General features: G+C 71.3%; 24 protein-coding genes. 8 read left to right on the top strand and 16 right to left on the bottom strand.

Translation table 11 applies throughout. The annotated features are described in order from the left end of the window. The first annotated feature begins 43 nt into the window (after nt 1-43). Entirely contained in the window at nt 44-1,372 is a 1,329-nt protein-coding gene (locus MTE01_RS06025) for a Cpe/LpqF family protein (protein ID WP_141376259.1), read from the top strand. Between the two features lie 61 nt (nt 1,373-1,433). On the opposite strand, the gene MTE01_RS06020 is transcribed toward MTE01_RS06025, so the two are convergent. Next, nucleotides 1,434-1,916 (bottom strand): hypothetical protein, encoded by a 483-nt coding sequence (locus MTE01_RS06020; protein ID WP_141376257.1) that lies wholly within the window; start codon nt 1,914-1,916, stop codon nt 1,434-1,436. A 125-nt stretch (nt 1,917-2,041) separates the two neighbouring features. On the opposite strand from MTE01_RS06020, the gene MTE01_RS06015 reads away from it, so the two are divergent. Then, entirely contained in the window at nt 2,042-3,034 is a 993-nt protein-coding gene (locus MTE01_RS06015) for an aldo/keto reductase (RefSeq protein WP_141376255.1), read from the top strand. Nucleotides 3,035-3,099: 65 nt separating this feature from the next. Here MTE01_RS06015 and MTE01_RS06010 read toward each other — a convergent pair whose 3' ends face one another. Beyond that, a complete protein-coding gene (locus MTE01_RS06010) occupies nt 3,100-3,552 on the bottom strand; it encodes an SRPBCC family protein (RefSeq protein WP_116239174.1) in 453 nt (150 codons plus the stop codon). Between the two features lie 155 nt (nt 3,553-3,707). Beyond that, nucleotides 3,708-4,901, bottom strand: a complete 1,194-nt coding sequence (locus MTE01_RS06005) for an NAD(P)/FAD-dependent oxidoreductase (RefSeq protein ID WP_141376253.1) — start codon at nt 4,899-4,901, stop codon at nt 3,708-3,710. 262 nt (nt 4,902-5,163) lie between these two features. Here MTE01_RS06005 and MTE01_RS06000 point away from each other — a divergent pair, with 262 nt between their 5' ends. Beyond that, entirely contained in the window at nt 5,164-5,523 is a 360-nt protein-coding gene (locus MTE01_RS06000) for a sugar ABC transporter ATPase (RefSeq protein ID WP_103206422.1), read from the top strand. A gap of 125 nt (nt 5,524-5,648) precedes the next feature. On the opposite strand, the gene MTE01_RS05995 is transcribed toward MTE01_RS06000, so the two are convergent. After that, nucleotides 5,649-6,104: an Hsp20/alpha crystallin family protein gene (locus MTE01_RS05995; protein WP_103206039.1), complete on the bottom strand. Its 456-nt coding sequence runs from the start codon at nt 6,102-6,104 to the stop codon at nt 5,649-5,651. A gap of 156 nt (nt 6,105-6,260) precedes the next feature. Here MTE01_RS05995 and MTE01_RS05990 point away from each other — a divergent pair, with 156 nt between their 5' ends. Further along, nucleotides 6,261-7,088 (top strand): UbiA family prenyltransferase, encoded by an 828-nt coding sequence (locus tag MTE01_RS05990; protein WP_116239173.1) that lies wholly within the window; start codon nt 6,261-6,263, stop codon nt 7,086-7,088. 6 nt (nt 7,089-7,094) lie between these two features. Here MTE01_RS05990 and MTE01_RS05985 read toward each other — a convergent pair whose 3' ends face one another. Genes MTE01_RS05985 through MTE01_RS05960 form a run of 6 tightly spaced genes read right to left on the bottom strand, consistent with a single transcriptional unit; the run spans nt 7,095 to nt 12,065 of the window. Beyond that, nucleotides 7,095-7,850: an SDR family NAD(P)-dependent oxidoreductase gene (locus MTE01_RS05985; RefSeq protein ID WP_141376251.1), complete on the bottom strand. Its 756-nt coding sequence runs from the start codon at nt 7,848-7,850 to the stop codon at nt 7,095-7,097. Further along, nucleotides 7,847-8,698 carry a fumarylacetoacetate hydrolase family protein gene (locus MTE01_RS05980; protein ID WP_103206042.1) on the bottom strand — a complete coding sequence of 284 codons (852 nt, stop codon included), beginning with the start codon at nt 8,696-8,698 and terminating at the stop codon, nt 7,847-7,849. Before MTE01_RS05980 ends, MTE01_RS05985 begins: the two co-directional genes overlap by 4 nt. Before the next feature lie 19 nt (nt 8,699-8,717). Beyond that, nucleotides 8,718-9,659, bottom strand: coding sequence for a sugar kinase (locus tag MTE01_RS05975; protein ID WP_141376249.1), 942 nt, complete (start codon nt 9,657-9,659; stop codon nt 8,718-8,720). Further along, entirely contained in the window at nt 9,656-10,309 is a 654-nt protein-coding gene (locus MTE01_RS05970; RefSeq protein ID WP_141376247.1) for a bifunctional 4-hydroxy-2-oxoglutarate aldolase/2-dehydro-3-deoxy-phosphogluconate aldolase, read from the bottom strand. The genes MTE01_RS05975 and MTE01_RS05970 overlap by 4 nt, the downstream gene beginning before the upstream one ends. Next, on the bottom strand, nt 10,306-11,064 hold the full coding sequence (locus tag MTE01_RS05965) for an SDR family oxidoreductase (RefSeq protein ID WP_116239168.1): 759 nt from the start codon (nt 11,062-11,064) through the stop codon (nt 10,306-10,308). Before MTE01_RS05965 ends, MTE01_RS05970 begins: the two co-directional genes overlap by 4 nt. Then, on the bottom strand, nt 11,061-12,065 hold the full coding sequence (locus MTE01_RS05960) for a zinc-dependent alcohol dehydrogenase (RefSeq protein WP_246078010.1): 1,005 nt from the start codon (nt 12,063-12,065) through the stop codon (nt 11,061-11,063). The genes MTE01_RS05965 and MTE01_RS05960 overlap by 4 nt, the downstream gene beginning before the upstream one ends. 226 nt (nt 12,066-12,291) lie before the next feature. On the opposite strand from MTE01_RS05960, the gene MTE01_RS05955 reads away from it, so the two are divergent. The 3 genes from MTE01_RS05955 to MTE01_RS05945 all read left to right on the top strand — a co-directional run bounded on the left by MTE01_RS05955 (nt 12,292) and on the right by MTE01_RS05945 (nt 14,701). Beyond that, complete coding sequence (locus MTE01_RS05955; protein ID WP_141376243.1) at nt 12,292-13,269, top strand: aldo/keto reductase; 978 nt, start codon at nt 12,292-12,294, stop codon at nt 13,267-13,269. Between the two features lie 135 nt (nt 13,270-13,404). After that, entirely contained in the window at nt 13,405-14,277 is an 873-nt protein-coding gene (locus MTE01_RS05950; protein WP_103206047.1) for an amidohydrolase family protein, read from the top strand. A 100-nt stretch (nt 14,278-14,377) separates the two neighbouring features. After that, nucleotides 14,378-14,701, top strand: coding sequence for an L-rhamnose mutarotase (locus tag MTE01_RS05945; protein WP_116239165.1), 324 nt, complete (start codon nt 14,378-14,380; stop codon nt 14,699-14,701). A gap of 3 nt (nt 14,702-14,704) precedes the next feature. Here the strand turns inward: MTE01_RS05945 and MTE01_RS05940 are convergent, their stop codons facing one another. From MTE01_RS05940 to MTE01_RS05920, 5 genes are all read right to left on the bottom strand, one after another. Beyond that, a complete protein-coding gene (locus MTE01_RS05940) occupies nt 14,705-15,823 on the bottom strand; it encodes an FAD-dependent oxidoreductase (protein ID WP_103206425.1) in 1,119 nt (372 codons plus the stop codon). Beyond that, nucleotides 15,816-16,478, bottom strand: coding sequence for a methyltransferase domain-containing protein (locus MTE01_RS05935; RefSeq protein ID WP_103206424.1), 663 nt, complete (start codon nt 16,476-16,478; stop codon nt 15,816-15,818). The genes MTE01_RS05940 and MTE01_RS05935 overlap by 8 nt, the downstream gene beginning before the upstream one ends. Before the next feature lie 38 nt (nt 16,479-16,516). Beyond that, nucleotides 16,517-17,611 (bottom strand): type III polyketide synthase, encoded by a 1,095-nt coding sequence (locus MTE01_RS05930; protein WP_141376241.1) that lies wholly within the window; start codon nt 17,609-17,611, stop codon nt 16,517-16,519. Between the two features lie 77 nt (nt 17,612-17,688). Further along, complete coding sequence (locus MTE01_RS05925) at nt 17,689-18,885, bottom strand: glycosyltransferase (protein ID WP_141376239.1); 1,197 nt, start codon at nt 18,883-18,885, stop codon at nt 17,689-17,691. Between the two features lie 174 nt (nt 18,886-19,059). Beyond that, nucleotides 19,060-19,248, bottom strand: a complete 189-nt coding sequence (locus MTE01_RS05920) for a hypothetical protein (protein ID WP_103206050.1) — start codon at nt 19,246-19,248, stop codon at nt 19,060-19,062. A gap of 215 nt (nt 19,249-19,463) precedes the next feature. On the opposite strand from MTE01_RS05920, the gene MTE01_RS05915 reads away from it, so the two are divergent. Further along, a complete protein-coding gene (locus MTE01_RS05915) occupies nt 19,464-19,916 on the top strand; it encodes a MarR family transcriptional regulator (protein ID WP_103206051.1) in 453 nt (150 codons plus the stop codon). A 33-nt stretch (nt 19,917-19,949) separates the two neighbouring features. Here MTE01_RS05915 and MTE01_RS05910 read toward each other — a convergent pair whose 3' ends face one another. Continuing rightward, a complete protein-coding gene (locus tag MTE01_RS05910) occupies nt 19,950-20,291 on the bottom strand; it encodes a hypothetical protein (protein ID WP_103206052.1) in 342 nt (113 codons plus the stop codon). Nucleotides 20,292-20,394 lie beyond the last annotated feature (103 nt).

Below are 20,394 nucleotides of genomic sequence, written 5' to 3'. Positions count from 1 at the left end.
GTGCGTAGCGTGGGAATCTCTCTCCCCCCCCGGAAGGATTCTCGTGACTCTCGCCCGTCGCCTCGCCGCCGCCCTCTCCTTCGTCGCCGTCGCGGCGCTCACCGCCTGCGCGAGCGCCGCGCCGGGTACGCCCGCGAGCGCGGCGGCATCCGTCGACATACCGGACACCCCCGTCGGGGAACGCGTGTCGTGGATCATCGACCGGCTGGAGGCCGATGCCGACACCACACCGGGGGAGTGGGCGCGCGTCCTGCACGAGAGCTTCCTCGCGCAGGTGCCCGCGGAGCAGGTCGCCGAGCTCGTCAATCGCCAGCTGCGTCCGGCCGCTCCCTTCACGGTCACGGCGTACCAGGGCACCGAGACCCAGGCCGTGGCGACCCTGGCGGGAGCCCTGGGCGACCCGTTCGACCTCTCTCTCACGATCGACGGTGCGAGCCGCATCACCGGGATGGTGTTCGGACCCGTGGCGGAACCGTGGTCTCCCTCGGCCTCTCTCGGCGAGGTCGAGCAGCGCCTCGCCGACCTCCCGGGCGAGGTCAGCGCCCTCGTGCTCCGCGGTGACGAGGAGGCGCTCGCCGTCGATGCGAACCGGCTGGCCCCTCTCGCCTCGGCCTTCAAGCTGTACGTGCTTCTGGCGGTGGCGGATGCCGTGGCCTCCGGCGACCTGTCGTGGGACGAGAAGCTCGTCCTCCGTGACATCGACCGGAGCCTGCCATCGGGTGAGCTGCAGACCGCGCCCACCGGGACCGAGGTCTCGGTGCGAGACGCCGCCTCCGCGATGATCCGCATCAGCGACAACACCGCGACCGACCTGCTGATCACGAGGCTCGGGCGCGAGCGCGTGGAGGCGGCGGTGGAGCGGTCGGGTCACAGCGACCCGGCCGTGCTCTCGCCCTTCTTCTCGACCAAGGAGCTGTTCACCCTCGGGTGGGGCGATGCCTCGCTGCGCGCCGAGTGGAAGTCCGCAGACGACGCGGGCAAGCGCGCACTGCTCGACCGGATCGACGCGGCGCCCCTCGCCGTCGAGGTGGCCGACGTCGCGACCCCCGTGTGGCAGGACGGATTCGACTGGTTCGCCAGTGCGAACGACATCGCCGCCGTCCACCGCGCGCTGCAGCAGACGCAGGATGCCGAGGTGCTCGGCATCCTGAGCGAGAACCCCGGGCAGGGGCTCGACCTGGGGACGTGGCCGTACGCCGCGTTCAAGGGCGGGTCGAGCCTGGGAGTGCTGACGGGCAGCTGGTTCGCGCGCGACGACGCGAGCGAGGCGACGGTCGTGTGGCTCATGGCGGACGACGACGCACAGGCGGTCACCGGCGCGATGAGCGACTTCTTCCACCTGGCTCAGGACGCCCTGCGCCTCGCCCACTGAGACGACGATCCGCGCATCCCGGGCGAGAGCCCCGGGCATGCGCGGATCGTCGCGACGCGCGTCAGGCGTCGTCGGGGTCGGGCAGGCTCTGCGCGATCCTGCTCGAGGCGGCCGAGTCGCGGCCGACGCCCGGCTGGAACTTCGCGATGGGGTCGTCGCCGTCGACGTGCGGCTCGCCGCCGTCATCGGAGCGCGACGGCGACGCGGGGGTGCGGATCGCCTCGTCCTGTGCGTCGTCGCGGGGCTCGTGGTCGGGACGGCTCGTGTCCTCGGCGTGGCGCGAGGTCGATCCGACCTCCCCGCGAGCGTCGTCGGTGCCGCGCTCGCCCGCGCCGTCGGCGCCGCGTGTGCCGACGCCGGCGAGGTCGTTCTGGCTCGAGATCCCCTGGAGGCGTGCCTCGTCGTCGGGGTCGATACGGGCGGTGCCCACGGCACCGGAGTCCGCACCGGCGCCGCCGGCGGGCACGTCGGCGGCGAGGCCGTCGGATTCGGGGACGAGGTTCTCTTCGTCGGCTCCGGGGAGCCGGTCGGCGGGGGAGTCCATGGTGTTCCTTCCGTGGGTGTGCCGCCACGCTAGGCGCGCCGCGCCCGCGATCGGACGGGGTTGACGCGGCCCGCGATGTCGGACGGTCTGGTTAGGCTCGACTCACGCTTCGAAAGGAAACCGCAATGCAGCAGCGCCCTCTCTCCCGAACCGGCCGTCGGGTCTCGGCCGTCGGTCTCGGCACCTGGCAGCTCGGCGCCGACTGGGGCGACGTCAGCGAAGACGACGCGCGCGCCGTCCTGGCGGCCTCGGCAGACGCCGGCGTCACCCTCTTCGACACCGCCGACGTCTACGGAGACGGTCGGTCGGAGCAGATCGTCGGGTCGTTCCTGAAGGAGCGGGGTGCCGACGACATCACCGTGGCGACCAAGATGGGTCGCCGCGAAGACCAGGTTCCCGAGAACTACGTCATCGAGAACTTCCGCGGCTGGCTCGACCGTTCGCGGCGCCTGCTCGACACCGAGACGCTCGACCTGGTGCAGCTGCACTGCCCGCCGTCGGCGGTCATCGACGACGACGCGACGTGGGACGCTCTCGACCAGCTCGTGTCGGAGGGCGTGATCGCCGCCTACGGTGCCTCGGTCGAGACCATGGATCAGGCCCTGTCGGCCCTGACCCGGCCGAACCTCACCAACCTGCAGATCATCTTCAACCCGTTCCGCCTCAAGCCGCTCGACGAGGTGCTGCCCCTCGCGGCCGAGAAGAACGTCGCGGTGTTCGCACGGGTGCCGCTCGCCAGCGGTCTGCTCTCGGGGAAGTACACGCGCTCGACGACCTTCGACGCGAACGACCACCGCACCTACAACCGCAACGGCGAGGCCTTCGACAAGGGCGAGACGTTCTCGGGTGTGCCCTTCGACGAGGGCGTGGCCGCGGCCGACGAGCTGAAGGCGGCGCTTCCCGAGGGCGTGACGTTGCCGGCCGCGACTCTCGCGTGGATCGCCTCGCGCGAGGGCGTCACCTCGGTGATCCCGGGTGCGCGCTCGATCGACCAGGCGGCGGCCAACGCCCAGGCGGCGGAACTGCTCGACGGAGGTTTCGACCTCGGGGCCTTCGACACCCTGGTGCGCGAGGTCTACGACCGTCGCCTCCGGGCGGAGATCCACCCGCAGTGGTGACCCGCACATGACGAAAGCCGGGCCCGTCCCTCACGGACGGACCCGGCTTCTCTCATCGCGCGACGTCAGCTGACGTCGCCGCGCCAGGCGCCGGACTCGGCACCGCGCGACTCGATGTACTTCTTGAAGTTTTCGAGGTCCTTCTTGACCGAGTGGTCGTCCGCGCCGAACGCCGCGCCGAGCTTCTCGAGGACGCCGGTGGGCGCCCAGTCGATCTGGACCGTGACGCGCGTCTCATCGTCCGAGAGACGGTGGAAGGTCACGACTCCGGCGTGGTTCTCGTCGCCGCCCACGCTGTTCCACGCGACGCGCTCGTCGGGGTGCTGTTCGGTGATCTCGGCGTCGAACTCGCGCTCGGCACCGGCGATCTTCACCTTCCAGTGCGTCAGGGTGTCGCTCTTCTGCGTGATGGACTCCACGAAGCTCATGAAGTGCGGGAACTCCTCGAACTGCGTCCACTGGTTGTACGCGACGCGGACGGGAACGTTGACGTCGATGGTTTCGATGACCTGTGCCATGGTGTCCTCTTCTCGGTGATTTCCGGGGCTGATCTCAGTCTTCGACCGATGCCGCCGACCCGACCCCGGGGTTGAGGGATCCGCGTTCGTGCCCTATACGCGCAGGCGTGTGGTCTGGACCCATGGCGTGAGGGGGGTCGGAGGCAGCGCCCGCGTCATGCCCGCCCGCGCAGGATGAGGTGCCAGTACACCCACGGGAGGACGCGACGATCGGCGATCCACGACAGGCGGCGCTCGCGATACAGCGAGCGCCAGAACGGCACGGTCGGCTTCAGCCGACCCTTCCGGTCGAACTCGGCGAAGACGACCGTGCCGCGCGAGACGGTGAACGGCACGACGCTGTAGCCGTCGTACGTCGCCGAGGGCGCACGCCCCGCGAGCGCGGCCCTCATGTTCCTGACGAGCACTTTGGCCTGCGGGCGGATCGCCCCGCCCGAGCGCCGCGTCGCGACGGTGGCGGCATCGCCGATGGCCCAGACCTCCGGGTGGCGGGTGTGCTGCAGGGTCTCGGGATCGACATCGACGAAGCCGTGCGGATCATCGGATGCCGCGAGGCCGCTGCCCGCGATCCATTCCGGTGCTCGCTGCGGAGGCACAGCGTGCAGCACGTCGTACGCCAACGTCTCTTCCGCATCGCCGCGACCGATCACGAGCGTGCGGGAGTCGGCATCCACTCGTCGAACGTCCCGGCTGTAACGCACCTCGATGTCGTATGCGTCGAGTGTGGGGCGGAGTTCGTCGTCGACGGCCGGGATGCCGAAGGGCACGGGATCCGGGCACACGAACACCACGCGGAGGTCGTCGCGCACCCCGATCGCCCGCCACCAGTCGCACGCGAGGTACATCGGTTTCTGGGCGGCCGCTCCGCACGAGGCAGGCTCGGGCGGTTGGGTGAAGACGACCGTGCCCGAGCGGAGGTTACGGAGCACCGGCGACGCTTTCGCGGCGAGCTCGTAGTCGTAGTTCGAGATGCCGCTGGGGGCGGCCATCGCTTCGGGCAGACCCGGGATCTGCTCCCACGCCATGCGCATGCCCGCGCTGACCACGAGCTGGTCGTAGTCGAGGTGTCCGCCTGAGACGAGGTGGACGCGGCGGGCCTCGGCATCCACGGTGAACACTTCGTCGCGCAGCCATCGCACTCCCGCAGGGATGACGTCGGCCTGATTCCGTGCGGCCTCCGAGGCGCGCGCGGTGCCGCCGGCGATGTGCGACTGGAGGGGGGCGAAGACGTGGATCGTGCGCGGTTCGATGACGGTGATGTCGCCGAGGCGCAGCCGGTGCAGGCGCCCGGCGACGGACAGGCCGGCGTTTCCGCCGCCGATCACGACGATGCGCGGGGAGTCGGTCATGGGAATCCTCTCGTTTCCCTCACGGTGCGGCCTCGCGCGGTGCCCGACCAGTGCCTTGACACCACCGGTCCCGCGGACGACGCCTCACGTGGACGACCGGGGGCCCCTCGTCGACCGGGGGCGTCCGGGACGACTTCGCTCGCGGTGCTCGTACGAAAGCGGGGACGCACGTGTCAAGGCCCGGGGCTCGAGGCGGAGCGCCCCGTTGGATGAGAAGACCGCCGTTCCCGGCGGTGACGCGCGTGCCACGAAAGGACCCCTCATGAGCGACGCTTCGATCGACCCGACCCCCGACGCGACGAACCCGGCCGCCGACGCGGGCATCGCCGCCGTGCAGCCCCTTCGCGACGGCGACACGTCCATCGAGCCCGACCCCGCGCTCGACCCCGCCCAGGCGGAGTGGGACGCCACGAACGCCCTCGACGAGGGGGCGGACCCGGCCGATATCAACCCGGCGACCGCCACGGGTGCCGATCCGGCCGAGATTCCCGCGGACGACAGCGACATCCCGCTCGAGGACATCCATCCCGAATCCACCGGGACCGACTCGCAGGGAGAGGACCCGGGCGTGGTCGAACTCGGCGAAGAGGGCCAGGGCGACCTCGCCCCCGAAGACCTCTGACCCCTCCGCCATGCCCCGGGCCCGATCGCGGCGCCCGGGGCATGGTGCCGCGGGCGCCGCGCCGATGGTCCCGAAGCGGAGGCAGAGCGCGGCCGCGCGGCCGGGCCGCGCTCGCGGCTCGTGCCCTACTGCTCGATGGGCTGAGGGGTGCTCTCGTGCGCCTCGATGACGCCGTCGCCGTCGTCGGTCGAGACGGCGATGCGGCGCGGCTTCGCCTTCTCGCTGACCGGAATCGTCACGGAGAGCACGCCGTTGCGGTACGACGCGCTGATGCCGTCGGTGTCGATGCCCTGGCCGAGATTGAGCTGGCGGACGAACGAGGCCGTCTCGCGCTCGCGGGTGATCCACTTCACCCCCTCGCCCGAGCCCAGGGTGCGCTCGGCGCGGATCGTCAGCAGCTGACCGTCGACGTCGATGTCGACCGAGCCGGGGTCGACGCCGGGCAGGTCGGCGGCCAGGACGTAGTGGTCGCCGTCGCGATAGAGGTCCATCGGCATCCGTCGCGGACCACCGCCGCGGCGGGCGTCGAGGAGCGTCGACGCGAGGCGGTCGAGGTCTCTGAAGGGGTCGTAGGTGGCCATGGTCGTTCTCCTTTTCGATCGTCCGGGATCTGGCATCCCGAGGTTCTGAAGTTGAGCCGAAGCGACTCAACTGCGACGAGATTAGCACTCGGGTGGACAGAGTGCCAAGAGGCGAACGCGCGGCCGATCCCGCCCTCGGCGCGGTAGCGTCGGGGGGTGACGGATGCCGCGGTCGAGCCGCCCCTCGTGCGCTCGCTCTGGGGTGCCACCCACCCGGGCCCGACCCTCGTGGTCACCGTCCTCGCGCTGGCCCTTGGCATCGCGGCGGGCGTCGAGCCGTGGCGCTTGGCGGTGCTCGTCGTCGCCGTCTTCGCTGGTCAGGTCTCCGTCGGGCTCTCGAACGACGCGATCGACGGCGCGCGCGACGCGGCGGTCGGTCGTACCGACAAGCCGATCGCCGGGGGAGCGGTGACGCCGGAGCGCGCGCTCGGGGTGGCCGTGGCATCCGCGATCCTCGCCATCGCCCTGTCGCTGCCCCTCGGACCGGCTCTCGTGGCCGCCCATGCCGTCGCGCTCGCATCCGCCTGGGCGTACAACGCGGGTCTCAAATCGACGCCGCTGTCGATCGTGCCCTTCGTCGTGAGCTTCGGGTTCTTCCCCTCGTTCGCGACCCTGAGTCTCTCGCCGCCCGCGCTCGCCGCGTGGTGGGCATCTCTCGCGGGGGCGGCCCTCGGAGCCGCCGTCCACCTGACGAATGTCGTGCGCGACCTCGACGACGACCGGCGCACCGGGGTGCGCGGACTTCCGCACCGTCTGGGAGCGCGGGCGTCTACGGTGATCGCCGCGTGCGGGATCGTCGTCGGAGCGGTCGCCGTGTTCGCCGGCACGGATGCCACGATCGCCGGCGTCGTCTTCCTCGCCGCGGTCGCAGCGGTCGCGGTCGGCGCCGTGGCGCTGGTGTTCGTGCGGCCGCCCGGGCGGGCGGTGTTCCGATTGACCATGTTGGCGGCGCTGCTCCTCGCCGCGCAGCTGGTCGTCGCCTGAGCTCGCCTACTGCGGCCGCACCCGCAGATGCGTCACGCCCCCGTCGACCTCGAGCGCGGTGCCGGTCGTCGAGCCCGCGCTCGGACTCGCGAGATACATGATCGCGCCGGCGACTTCGGCGGGCGTGACCATCCGCCCCGTCGCCTGGCGGGCGTCGAGAGTGGCGCGCTCGGCCACGGGGTCGGGGAAGTCTTGCAGCATCCGCTCGACGAAGGGCGTCGAGACGGTGCCGGGGCTCACGCAATTCACCCGCACGCCCTCGCGCACATGGTCGGTGGCCATCGCGTAGGTGAGCGAGAGGATCGCACCCTTCGAGGCGTTGTAGACGGCGCGCCGGGGCAGACCGTTCATGGCCCCGATCGAGCACACGTTGACGATCGACGCGTGCTCCGAGTGCGTGAGGTACGGCAGCGCTGCGGCGCAGGCACGGGCCGTGCCGCGCACGTTGATGTCGAGCACGCGGTCCCAGTCGGCCTCGGTCGCCTCCTCGACGGTTCCGACGCAGCTCACGCCGGCGCTGTTCACCAAGACGTCGACCCCGCCGAATCTTTCTGCGACGGCCGCCATCGCGGCATCCACCGACTCCCGGTCGGTCACGTCGGCGTGGAAGCCGGCCAGATCGTCGTCGAGACCGTCGGTGACGAGATCGAGAACGGCGACGTGCGCCCCGCGGGCGGCGAAGGCCGTCGCGGTCGCGAGCCCGATGCCCGATGCTCCGCCGGTGACGACCACGGCCAGCCCGCGGAACTCCCCGGTGCTCATGCCTGCACCATCGTCTGACGAGCGCGGCCGAGGCCGTCGATCTCGAGCTCCACGACGTCGCCGGCGCGAAGGTACGGCGTGTCGGGCATCCCGAGGGCGACCCCCGCGGGCGTTCCCGTGTTCACCAGGTCGCCGGGACGCAGCACCATGAACTGCGAGAGGTACCAGATGACGTGCGCGACGGAGAAGATCTGCGACGCCGTCGAGCCGTTCTGCCGCTCGACGCCGTTCACCCACAGCCGGAGGCCCAGTGCTTGCGGGTCGGCGACGTCGGTCGCCGGCACCAGGTCGGGCCCGAGCGGGTTGAACGTCTCGCAGCTCTTGCCCTTGTCCCACTGCCCGCCGCGCTCGAGCTGGAACTCCCGCTCCGATACATCGTGCGACACGACGTACCCCGCCACGTACGCGAGAGCGTCGTCGGGGGAGGAGAGATAGCGCGCGGTGGTGCCGATCACGACACCGAGCTCGATCTCCCAGTCCGTCTTCGTCGACGTGCGCGGGATGAGCACGTCGTCGAAGGGACCGACGATCGTCGAGGGGTCCTTCATGAACACGACCGGCTCGGCGGGGACGCTCGCCCCCGTCTCGGCGGCGTGGTCGTGGTAGTTCAGCCCCACGCAGACGATCTTCCCCGGGGGAGCGATCGGTGCGCCCACGCGGAGCCCCTCGGCGCCCGGGAGATGTGCCAGCTCGCCGCGCTCGACGGCGGCGCGAGCGCGGACGAGTCCGTCGGCGGAGAGGAACGCCCCGTCGATGTCGGCGGTCAGGGACCGCAGGTCGTAGACGACGCCGTCGTGGCGCAGGGCAGGGATCTCGGCGCCGGGGGCACCGAGTCGGGCGAAGGTCATGCGGTTCTCCTCGAGCGGATCATCGGGCGACGGGGTCGGCGGACTCGGCGCCGTGGAGTTCGGATCGGCGGATGCCGCCCTGCCAGTCGCCGGGGTGCAGACAGGCGTAGGCGCCGGCTCTCGCCGCCGTGTTCAGGCGGGTGGTGGCGTCGCTGCCGGCGAAGCGTTCGGACAGGTAGCCGGCGGCGAACGCATCTCCGGCGCCGACCGTGTCGACGGCGGTGATGGGCAGAGCGGCCACACGGCGCCGTTCCCCGTCGATGAATGCCACGGCTCCCTCGCTTCCCCGAGTCACGATGGCCTCGGCCGGCCCCGCGTCCGCCAGCGCGCGGGCGAGGTCCTCCGGGGCGGGGTGGGGATGCAGCATCCGCGCTTCGTCGTCGCTGGCGAAGACGATGTCGGCGCGGGCGACGACGTACGCGTACGCTTCGACGGCCTCGGCGTGCCCCCAGAGGCGGCTGCGGTGATTGACCGCGAACGAGACGAGGGCGCCGACGGATCGCGCGCGATCCACCGCGACGATCACTGCTTCGCGCGCCGACTCCGACAGGGCGAGGGTGACGCCGGTGACGTGCAGGATATCGCCGGCGCCCAGCGGCAGCTCGTCGAGGTCGGCTGCGGCGAGGCGGCTGCCCGCGCTCCCGCGCCGGTAGTAATCGACGGTGGTGGCACCGGCTCGCGGCGTCGACTTGAGCATGAGTCCGGTGGGCGCTCCGCCGTCGATGCGCGCGAGAACGTCGACACCCTCGGAGCGGAGGTCTCCGACGACCCGGCGGCCCAGCGCGTCATCGCCCACGCGACCGAGCCAGGTGACGGGTACGCCGAGCCGCGCCAGCCCGATCGCGGTGTTCCCCTCGGCTCCGCCGGTCGCGACGCGCGCCTGCGATTGATGCTCCCAGCCGCCCACGCCGTCGCCGAGGATCAGTCCCATGCTCTCGCCGAGCGTGACCACGCGGTTCATCGGGCGGCCCGGACGTCGTCGCGGATACGGGCGCAGTCGGCGGCCGCGGTGCGGATCGTGTCGAAGTCGCCGCGCGCGATCACGTCGCGCGGCACCATCCAACTGCCGCTCGCCGCGAGCACCCACGAACGTCGGAGGTAGTCGCCGAGGCTGCCCGGATCGACGCCGCCGCTGGGCACGAACCTCATGTCGGGGAACGGCCCGTGCAACGCGTCGAGGTAGCCGGCACCGCCGAGATGCCCGGCAGGGAAGATCTTCACGTCGCGGAAGCCATCGGCCAAGGCCCGCTGGACCTCGGTGGGCGTCGCGACACCCGGGACGACCTCGACCCCGCCGGCACGCAGACGGTCGGCGACCGCGGGGTCGTAGCCCGGCGTGACGGCGAAGCTCGCGCCCGCGTCGATGGCGGCATCCGCCTGCTCGACGGTGAGGACGGTGCCCGCGCCCGCCAGAAATCCGTCGATATCCGCGGTCGCGGCGATCGCGGCGAGACCGGCGGGGGTACGCAACGTGAACTCCGCGCAGCCGATGCCCCCGTCGCGCAGGGCGAGGGCCACATCGCGCGCACGATCGGCGTCGTCGAGCACCACGACGGGAACGATACCGACGGCGCTGATGCGTTCGGTAAGCGCAGACCGAGATCGCGTCATCGCCCGAGCCATCCTCCGTCGACCGGCAGGGTGATGCCCGACACGTAGTCCGACGCGCGGGAGGCGAGGAACACGGTCGCCCCGGCGAGGTCGGATGCGTCGCCCCACCGTCCCGCGGGGATGCGCTCGAGGATGGCCGTCGAGCGCGCCGCGTCGGCGCGCAGGGCCTCGGTGTTGTCGGTGGCGATGTACCCCGGCGCGATCGCGTTGACGTTGACGCCCTTCGACGCCCACTCGTTGGCGAGCGCTTTCGTCAGCCCGGCGATACCGGACTTGGCCGCGGTGTATCCCGGCACGTTGATGCCGCCTTGGAAACTGAGGAGCGAGGCGGTGAAGATGATCTTCCCGCGGCCGCGCGCGAGCATCTGCCGGGCGACCGCCTGGGTGAGCCGGAACGGGCTGCTCAGGTTGATCTGCAGCACCCGGTCCCACGCGTCGAGCTCGTGGACGGCAGCGGGAGCACGCTCGATGGTGCCGGCGTTGTTGACGAGGACGTCGATGTGGCGCTCCGACAGGTCTGCGGCGAGGTCGTCGACCGCGGACGGATCGCCGAAGTCGCAGGCGATCCCGGTGAACGAGCGTCCGACCGCCGTGACGGCCCGTTCGATCTCGCTGCCCGACGCCGTCTGCGAGGCGCTGACGCCGATGATGTCGGCACCGGCCTCGGCGAGACCGAGGGCCATCGCGAAGCCGATGCCGCGTCGTGCTCCGGTGACGACGGCCGTGGTGCCCTCGAGCGAGAAGAGGCCGCTCATGCCTGGCCTTCCACGTCGACGAGGATCTTCATCGCGCGGCCGGCCTCGAGGCCGGCGAAGGCTTCGGCCGTGGCGCTGAGGGGCACGATGCGGGTGATCAGCAGATCGGTGGGGATGACCCCGTCGGCGACGAGCTCGACGGCGGTCTCGAAGTCGGTCCGCTGGTAGACGCGGGCGCCGAGCAGACGCAGTTCGCGCCAGAACATCCGCTGCAGGTCGATCTCGCGTGGGGTGGGGTGGATGGCGACGACCACGATGGTGCCGCGCACCTTGGCCAGGCCGGTGGCTCCGCGCACGGCGGCGGCCGCTCCCGAGACCTCGAAGACGACGTCGGCTCCGGCGCCGTCGGTCCACTCCTCGACGACAGCGACCTGATCCCGCTCTCGAGGGTCGAGGGTCGAGAAGCCGAGTTGCTCGATCTGGGCGCGGCGCTTCTCGTCGAGTTCGATCACGAGGACCTCGGCGCCGACATGGCGCGCGACGCAGGCGATGAGAACGCCGATCGGGCCCCCTCCGATGACCACGGCCTTGTCTCCGGCGGCGAGCTCAGCGCGTCGCACGTCGTGCACGGCGACGGCGACCGGCTCGACGAGCGCGGCGTGGTCGAGAGCGATGCCCGCGGGCAGGCGCACGAGCGTCTCGACCGGCACGTTCCACAGGCCCTGCAGCGATCCGGGGGAGTCGATCCCGATGAAGTCGAGGTTCTGACAGATGTGCTCGTTGCCCGCGCGGCAGGCGGGGCACGTGCCGTCCCACGACAGCGGCATGACGGTCACGCCGTCGCCGACGGCCCACCCGTCGACGCCCTCGCCGAGGGCGGCGATCGAGCCGCTCATCTCGTGCCCGAAGACGAGCGGCATCTGCACGCGAGCGTCCATCGAGCCGTGCAGGATGTGCAGGTCCGTTCCGCACAGGCCTGTATACGCCACGCGAATCTGGACCTGGCCGGGGCCGGGAGGGGTGGCATCCGCCTCTCGGACATCGATTGTGCGATCGCCCACGTAGGCCGCTGTCAGCATTGACTCTCCTCGATTGGATGGCTGTTCCCTCCATCATGCCCGACGATAGGTAATATGTCGTACAAGAGGAGGAATCGCGTCGTTGCGATCCATGCAGAAGCACCCTCCGAACGCTGAGACTGATGGGATGCTGCAGGCTCCCCCTGTCGATGCGTTCTTCGATCGTCAGGGGGATGCCCGGCGACCTGTCCACGATGAAGGAGGCGCCATGCGCACTCGTACACTGCGGCACGGACTACCGCTCACCGAGATCGGCCTGGGAACGGCTCAACTCGGCAATCTCTTCCGCGAGACCACGGAGGTCGAGGCGGATGAATCGGTCGAGACCGCCTGGGAGGGCGGCATCCGCTATTTCGACACCGCCCCGCACTACGGCCTGGGGCTGTCGGAGCGACGTCTGGGCGAGCGCCTCGCCGATCGGCCTCGCGGCGAGTACGTCATCTCCACGAAGGTCGGACGGGTGCTCGAGGCGAGTCCGGCTACCGCGCATCTGCGCGACGACGACGGGTTCGACGTGCCGCGCGATGTCGTGCGACGGTGGGATTTCAGCCGTGACGGCGTTCTGCGCTCCGTCGAGGACTCGCTGCGGCGCACGGGCCTCGATCGCTTCGACATCCTGTACCTCCACGACCCCGACGATCACTTCGAGCAGGCGTCCACCGAGGGCATCGGTGCCCTCATCGAACTCCGCGATCAGGGTGTGGTTTCGGCGGTGGGTGCGGGAATGAACGCCGACGCGCCTCTCGCCGAGCTCATCCGTCGCGCCGACGTCGACGTGGTCATGTGCGCGGGGCGGTACACGTTGCTCGACGACTCCGCCGCCGCCGACCTGCTTCCGCTCGCTCGGGAACGCGGCGTGGGGGTCGTCGCCGCCGGTGTGTTCAATTCCGGCCTTCTGGGTGCCCCGCGTCCGCCCGCGGACGCGACGTATGACTACCGGCCCGCGTCGCCCGAGATCCTCGCGCGGGCGAACGCGATCGCCGACGTCGCCGAGCGCTACGGAGTGACCCTCCCCGACCTGGCGGTGGCCTTCGCCCTGCGGCATCCCGCCGTCGTATCGGTCGTGCTCGGCGCGCGCGGACGCCGACAGGTCGCCCAGAATCTCGACCGAGCCGCCACCCCCATCCCCGACGACCTCTGGGATGAACTCGCCGCGACCGGACTCGTCGCCTCTCGTCACGCATGACCACGGTCACGACGCGCGAGCCGCGCTGTCCGACCTCGCTCGCCGTGGACGGGCCGGATGCCGTGGACGAGCACGGCGACCACTTCGCGTCGAAGGGCGCATCACCGAGGCGACCCCGTGCCTGAGGAGGCCCGCATGACCTTTCCCGTGATCGACGCCCACCAGCACGTCTGGGACCCGTCGCGTGCCGAGTACGACTGGCTGACGTCGGATGCCGCCCCGATCGACACCGTCATGACCTTCGCCGACGTCGCTCCCGAGTTGCGCGCGGCCGGTGTCGACTTCACCGTCCAGGTGCAGTCGGCGGACAACGCCGAAGACACCGAGCTGATGAAGGAGTCGGCGGCCCACCATCCCGAGGTGGCCGGCATCGTCGGATACGCCCCGCTCGACGATCCGGGGCGGACCGCCCGCACGCTGGCGTCGTGGGAGGGCGACCCGCTCATGGTCGGCGTGCGCACGCTCATCCACGCCCAGGACGACCCGGACTGGCTGTTGCGGCCCGATGTCGACGCGTCGCTGGGGATGTTGGAAGAGCGCGGTCTTCCCTTCGATGTCGTCGCGGTGCTCCCGCGGCATGTCGAGATCGTTCCGCTCGTCGCGGCACGCCATCCACGCCTGCGGATGGTGATCGACCATCTCGCCAAGCCGCCGATCGGTGTCGGCGACGGCGCGGAGTGGGGCCGCCTGATGGCCGCCGCCGCCGACTGCGAGAACGTCTACGCCAAGGTGAGCGGTCTGTACTCCGCGACCGGTGACAGTTCGGCCTGGACGACCGATCAGATCCGACCGTTCGTCGACCGTGCGCTCGAGATGTTCGGTGCGCAGCGCCTGATGTACGGGGGAGACTGGCCGATCTCCGTGCTCGCCGGGGGATACTCCCGGGTGTGGCAGGGCCTTCGCCCCCTGTTCGACGAGCTCGACGCCGAGGCGCGAGAACACGTCCTCGGTCGCACGGCCGCGGAGTTCTACCGGCTCGACACCCGGCGGCTCGGCCTCACGCGCTGACTCCCGCGCGATGCGCGGACCCGGCCGTACGAACGAATCACACGATGTATCCGTGGACTCCCGGGTCTGCGGATCGACCACGAAAACCCCAGGAGAACGAATGAGAAGGTTCGCGTCCGTCATCGGCGTCTCACCCGAGAACCGCGCGGAATACGAGCGCTACCACGCGGCCGTCTGGCCCGGGGTGCTCCAGCAGATCACGCGGAGCAACATCCGCAATTACTCGATCTACCGCTACGGTGAACTGCTGTTCGCGTATTACGAGTACGTCGGCGACGACTACGAAGCCGACATGGCCGCCATGGCGGCCGACCCCGAGACTCAGCGCTGGTGGTCGGTGCAGGAGCCGCTCCAGAGTCCCGTGCCCGATCGGCGCGAGGGCGAGTGGTGGCACGAGCTGCCCGAGATCTTCCACCTCGACTGAGGTTCACGAGCGGGCGGCCCGGTCCCCCTGCATCGCGTAGGCGCGAGTGAAAGCGGCACCGCCCGGTCCCCGCAGGACCGCGCGCAGCGTCGCGGTCTTCGCCGCGTGTGCCGCGGGGCCGAGTGCCCGCCCCAGGAAGGTGTTGAGCGTGGCCAATCGCGCGGCGTGCCGCGCCGAGGCGAGACGGTCGCGTTCCCACCGCCACACCCCCTCCGGTTCCTCGGTCCGCAGCCATCGCGACAGCAGCGGTGAGAGGGTCAATGCGTCGAGCAACCCGAGGTTCATCCCCTGCCCGCCGATGGGGCTGACCTCGTGGGCGGCGTCGCCGACGACGATCACGCGCCCGCGCCGCAGGGCGGGCGCGACGGCGCGGCGCACACGGAACGTCGTCGCCTCGGGGATGTCGACCTCGAGCCCGGCGCGCTCGACGACGGCGCGGCGGAGAAAGGACGTGGCATCCGGAGCCTGCTCGATTCCCGCCCAGGCCACGAGGCGGCGCCGACCGTTCGGAAGGGGGAACGACTCGAGCACGCCCGCTCGCTCGAGATGCACGCGGGCGACCGGTCCGCCCGGGGCGACGACGTCCGCCATCGCGTACCGGTCGGGATACTCGTGCGCGCGGACGGCCCCGGGGCGGTAGACGAGATCGCGCCCCGCCCACCCCGAGGCGACCACGACGAGCCGTGCGCTCGTCTCGTGCTCGCCGTCTTCGCCGATCGTCCGCGCTCGCACCGCGGTCCCGTCGTCGGTGAGGGAGGTGACGACGACGCCGCGTCGGACGGGAGGGGCGAGCCGGATGAGGATCTCGGCCGTGTCTGCCTGCGGGAGGGCGGCGACGTACGGGTGGCGCGCGCGGAGCCGGTCGAAACGGATCTGCGCCAGGACCTTCCCGTCGGCGCGGGCCTCGCCGCGCTCGATGCGGACGGCCCGCGACAGAAGCTCGTCGGTCGCGCCGGAGGCCTCGAGGAGGGCCAGAGCGGGGGAGTGGATGCCGATGGCCCGGGTTCCACCGCCGATCGCGGTGCGCTTCTCGACGATGTCGACGTCGACGCCGCGGGCGCGGAGGTCTGCCGCGAGGGCGAGACCGACGGGACCCGCTCCGACGACGAGGACCTCACGCACGGCCGGCCTCCCCGCGGGCGACGGCCAGAACGCGGAAGGGTGCGGGCGTCTCCACACGCCAGGGGGACCCGAGGGCTGCGGCGAGCTCGGGAGCGCGGTAGCTGCGACGGATCGAGCGGAGGCCGTCGACGCGGAGGAACGTGCCCGCCGAGAGCGGCGAGATGCCGACGGCGTACAGCCCGAAGGCCAGGCGGCCGCGCGCGATGTCGGCGTGCAGGACGCTGCCCGTCGACAGGGCGAGGGAGTCGGAGGTGAAGCCTCGGAGTGCCGCAGCGTCCAGGTGGTGCAGAACGTGGTTCGACACGACGATGTCGAAGCTGTCCCCGGCCGCGATCAGGGCCCGTGAGTCCTGTGCGACGAACCGCACCCCCGGCCGGGCGCGCTCGCGGGCGGCGGCGATCGCGCGCGGGTCGGGGTCGGCCCCGACGCAGTCGAGCTCGAAGCCGTCGCGCGCGGCCAGATCCGCCAGTCTCACGAGCACGTCCCCTCCGCCGCACCCCAGATCGAGCACGCGCGCGGGCCGGCCGAGGGCGCGCAGCTCGGGCCGCACGCGCGAGCGGTACACGTGCCCCCAGGCGGAGACCAGCCGGTTCACGAGATCGAAGCGACGGTAGGTCGCGGCCAGCGTACGGGGGTCGCAGTCGGGATCGTCCATGAGCTCGGTCAGCGCGGTGTCGCGCTGCGCCAACCCGGTCACGCCGTCGGGCGGCGCAGCGTCAGACGCGCCGCCTCCACCGTGAGGCCCGGGCCGAAGGCGAGGGCGGCCACGCGGTGGCCGTCGCCGCGAGAGGTGTCGGCGAGCAGGTCGCGCAGGATGAACAGCAGCGTGGCACTCGACATGTTGCCGTGCTGGCGCAACACCTCTCTCGAGGGTGCGAGCGCTGCGGCATCCAGGGAGAGGGCGCTCTCGACCCGGTCGAGGATGCTGCGCCCTCCGGGGTGGACCGCCCACGCGTCGATCTCGTCGATGTCACCGATCACGTCGGCGGCTATCGCGGATATCTCGCGGCCGATGATGCGCGGAACCTCGGGGGTGAGCGTCATCTGGAAACCGGAGTCGCCCACCGTCCAGGCCATGTCCTCTTCGCCCTCGTCGATCAGGCGCGTGGCGAAGCCCTCGAGGTCGAGACCCTCGTGTGTGGAATCTCCGGATGCCACGACGGCCGCCCCCGCCCCGTCGGCGAACACCGAGGCGGCGACGATCTGGTCGGGGTGGGAAGAGGTCTGCCAGTGCAGCGAGCACAGTTCGGTGCACGCGACGAGCACGACCGCATCCGGGTCGTCGCTCACGATGCGGGCCGCCAGGCGCAGCGCCGGGATCGCCGCCGCGCACCCGATGAAGCCGAGGTGATACCGCTCGACCGTCGCAGAGAGACCGAGGTCGCGCACCAGGTGGTAGTCGGGTCCGGGTGCGAACATACCGGTGCACGAGACGGTCACGACGTGCGTGAGGGCATCCGGGCTCCGTCCCGAACCGGCGATGGCGGCGCGAGAGGCTTCGGCGAACAGCGGCGGAGCGGTGCGGCGGTACTCGTCGTTGCGCGCACCGGTCGGGGGCATGAGAAGAGTGTCGCCGTCGCGAACCTCGAGCTCGTCTCCGGTTCCGCCGGCGAGTTGGGGAAGGACGACGTGCCGGGTGTCGATGGCTGCGGCGTCGAAGGCCGCCCCCACGAGGCGCTGGGCCTTGCGGTCGAATCCGGGCTGAGCGGCGAACAGGTCACGGAGGGTCGACTGGGCGACACGAGTGTCGGGCAGGGCCGTGCCGATCGAGAGGATGCGGGCGGTCATGCCTCACTGTAGGCACGCTCGCGTCTCCCTCGTCGGGGATAGCGCCGTGTCGGCACGCCGTCTATGGTGGGGCGGGGTCAGGCCGCGAGCGCGCGCGACACGAGCAGGCCCTCGACCGCTGCGCGGTAGTCGGCGATCATGCGACCGCGGTCCATCCGCGTTCGGGCGGACAGGGCGGCTGCGCGCAATGCCGGGCCGAGGGCGAGGGCGTCTCCCCAGGCTTCGACGATCGCGCCGACTTCGCGTGCCGTCACCAGGCCGAAGCCCTCGACGAGGCGCGCGGCGTCTCCGACGTCGGTCGTCACCGGAACGGCTCCGGATGCCGCTCCCTCGACGAGGCAGAGGGGAGAGGCTTCGCCGAAGGCGCTGGTCAGGGCGATGACGTCGGCGATGCGGTACAGCTCGGGCATGTCTTCCCGAAGACCGAGGGCGTGCAGGTCCACGCCTTCGTCGACGCCGCTGTCGGCGAGCAATGAGACGAAGGCCGGGTTCGTGCGGGTCATGCCCGATCCGCACACGACGTAGTGCGTCCCCGGCGCCGAGCGCGCGTGCGCCGAGACGGCGCGGAGGAACAGCCCCGGGTCTTTCATGGCGTCGAAACGTGCGGCCAGCAGCACCACGGGAGCAGAATCGGGGATGCCGAGACCCGCGCGGATCCGTCGCCGCTCGGCGCGCGTGCCGGGCCGGAAGCGACGGGTGTCGATGCCGTTGTCGATGACCCAAGCCTCACCGGCCGAGACACCGGCGCGCGCGTAGGCGCGGGAGGTCGATTCCGCGCAGGAGATCGTCGCCGTGACCGCCCCCGTCGCGGCCGCCTCGACCAGCCAGCCGAGGGCGGGTCCGGAGTGGCCGGGGTCGGAGCGGTGCAGGCAGGCGGCGATCGCCCGGTCGGGCAGCAGGCCCGCGCGCTCCAGAGCGACGACGAGGCTCAGGGGCTGCTCCTTGAGCGAGAGGATGACGTCGGCCTCGTCGAAGAGCCGCGCGGCGTGTTCGAGCTCGCTCCTCGTGAAGTCCTCGGGAGCGAGGGGACGGTCGCCCGCGATGCGCTCGAACGTGTCGATGCGCACCCCGCGGTCTTTCAGGCGACGGAATCGGGTGTCGTCGTGCGCGAACTGCAGGGAGGCGTCCCGCCGCGCGGCTGACGTCAGCGACAGCACGCGGTGCTCCTGCGTTCCATCGGCCACGAGCCCCGTGACGACGTCGGAATGAAGGATTCGCGCCCCTCCGGCGAAGAAGCCTTCATAGAGCGAGAGCACGCGCACGGGTCGGGTCATCGAGGTCGCTTTCCAGGCCGGGATCCACCACCGCGGGTGCGGTCGTCCCATGCTGAGGCCTCGACCCTGCGCGGTGGGTTACACCGCAGAGACCATCGTGTGAACGCCCGGGCACGAGCCGACGCGCCGACTTCCGGGGGAGAAGCCGACGCGCCGGGGAACGGGGCGGTGGGATCAGGCGCGGGGCGCGACCGTGATCTCTTCACCTGCCGAGTCCGGGCGCGACCACGGCCACCGTTTCGCCATCCGTGGCGCGGGGGACTCCTCGACGAAACGCGGCCCGATGCCGTTGCCCATGGCGGCGGTCATGGCGATGCTCCACACCGAGCCCGTCTGTCGTGCGCTCTGCTGTCCGTAGATCATGGCCTTCTCCTCATTCCCGTCTCCCGACGGGGTCGGCCGTCTCCCGACGGCGTGTGCTTCCGTCATAGACCTCGGAAGCGGGGCTGGAGACCGGCTTGACAGGGGTCTCGACGTGCCTGTCGCCCGTTGCGCCCGGCCGCGTGGGCGGTCGGACACGTCGGGACGATCGATGCGCGCTCCACGGCGCATGGCCGAAGTGGGTACGATCATGGGTCGTGCACCCGTCCAGCGAAACGTCGTCTTCCCCGTCACCGGGGTCGGAGCTCGGTCGTGCCCTCCTCGCCTACGGCGAAGCGCGCCGGGTGGCCGCCGCGGAGGCGCGCCGAGAGCTGTCGCTGAACGAGCTCGATGCCCGCGCCCTGCTCTTCGTCGCGGACAATCCCGGGGCCCGGCCCTCGCACGTCCGCGACCATCTCGGCATCACCTCGGCCGGCGTCACCACCCTGATCGACCGCCTGGTGCAGCGTGGGGCCGTGCGCCGCGACCTCGACGACGAGGACCGTCGCGTGAACCACATCACGGCGATCATCGACCTCGACAGTCCGCCCTGGTCTCAGCTCCGCGCCTTCGACGCCGCCGTGGAAGAGGCGGTGTCGGACGTGGATCCCGCCGAAGCTCATCGGCTGGCCCGACTCCTCGATCGCATCACCGCTCGCGCCGTCCGCTGAGCTCGCGGTACCGGACGGCCGCCGTATTCGGGGTCAGACGTTCGCGAGGAACGCCTCGGAACGCGCCTGCAGGAACGAGCACAAGGCGGACAGCGTCGCGAGTTCGCCCGACAGGGCCATGACGCGACCGGCAGCCAGGGGGGCGGCGTCTTCGCGGGGCTCGAACGTCACGGCCCACTCCGTGGAATGCAGCTCGGGGCCGGGTGCGATGAAGAATGTCGTCGAGACGCTCTTGAGCCGGGCGGCGATGAGACCCGCGTCGTCACCGTCGTCGTTGTCCTGGGGGATCACGCGCAGCATGTCGGCATTGTCGTAGCCCAGGGCTCGGAAGTCGTCGACCCAGGCCTGAAGTGTGGTCGTGGTCCGAAACGGCATGAAGCTCCCCTCCCCGGGTGGGTGCCGGGCGGCAGCCTCTCCCATTATGGTCCGCAGTCGGCGCCCCGGAGCGGGGTCACGAGCTCCGCGCCGAGGCACCTGA

It is taken from the genome of Microbacterium testaceum (genome assembly GCF_006539145.1).
GTDB classification, from domain to species: Bacteria; Actinomycetota; Actinomycetes; order Actinomycetales; family Microbacteriaceae; genus Microbacterium; species Microbacterium testaceum.
Note: the sequence above shows the minus strand (reverse complement) of the source record. Positions and strands in the feature narration are given on the sequence as shown.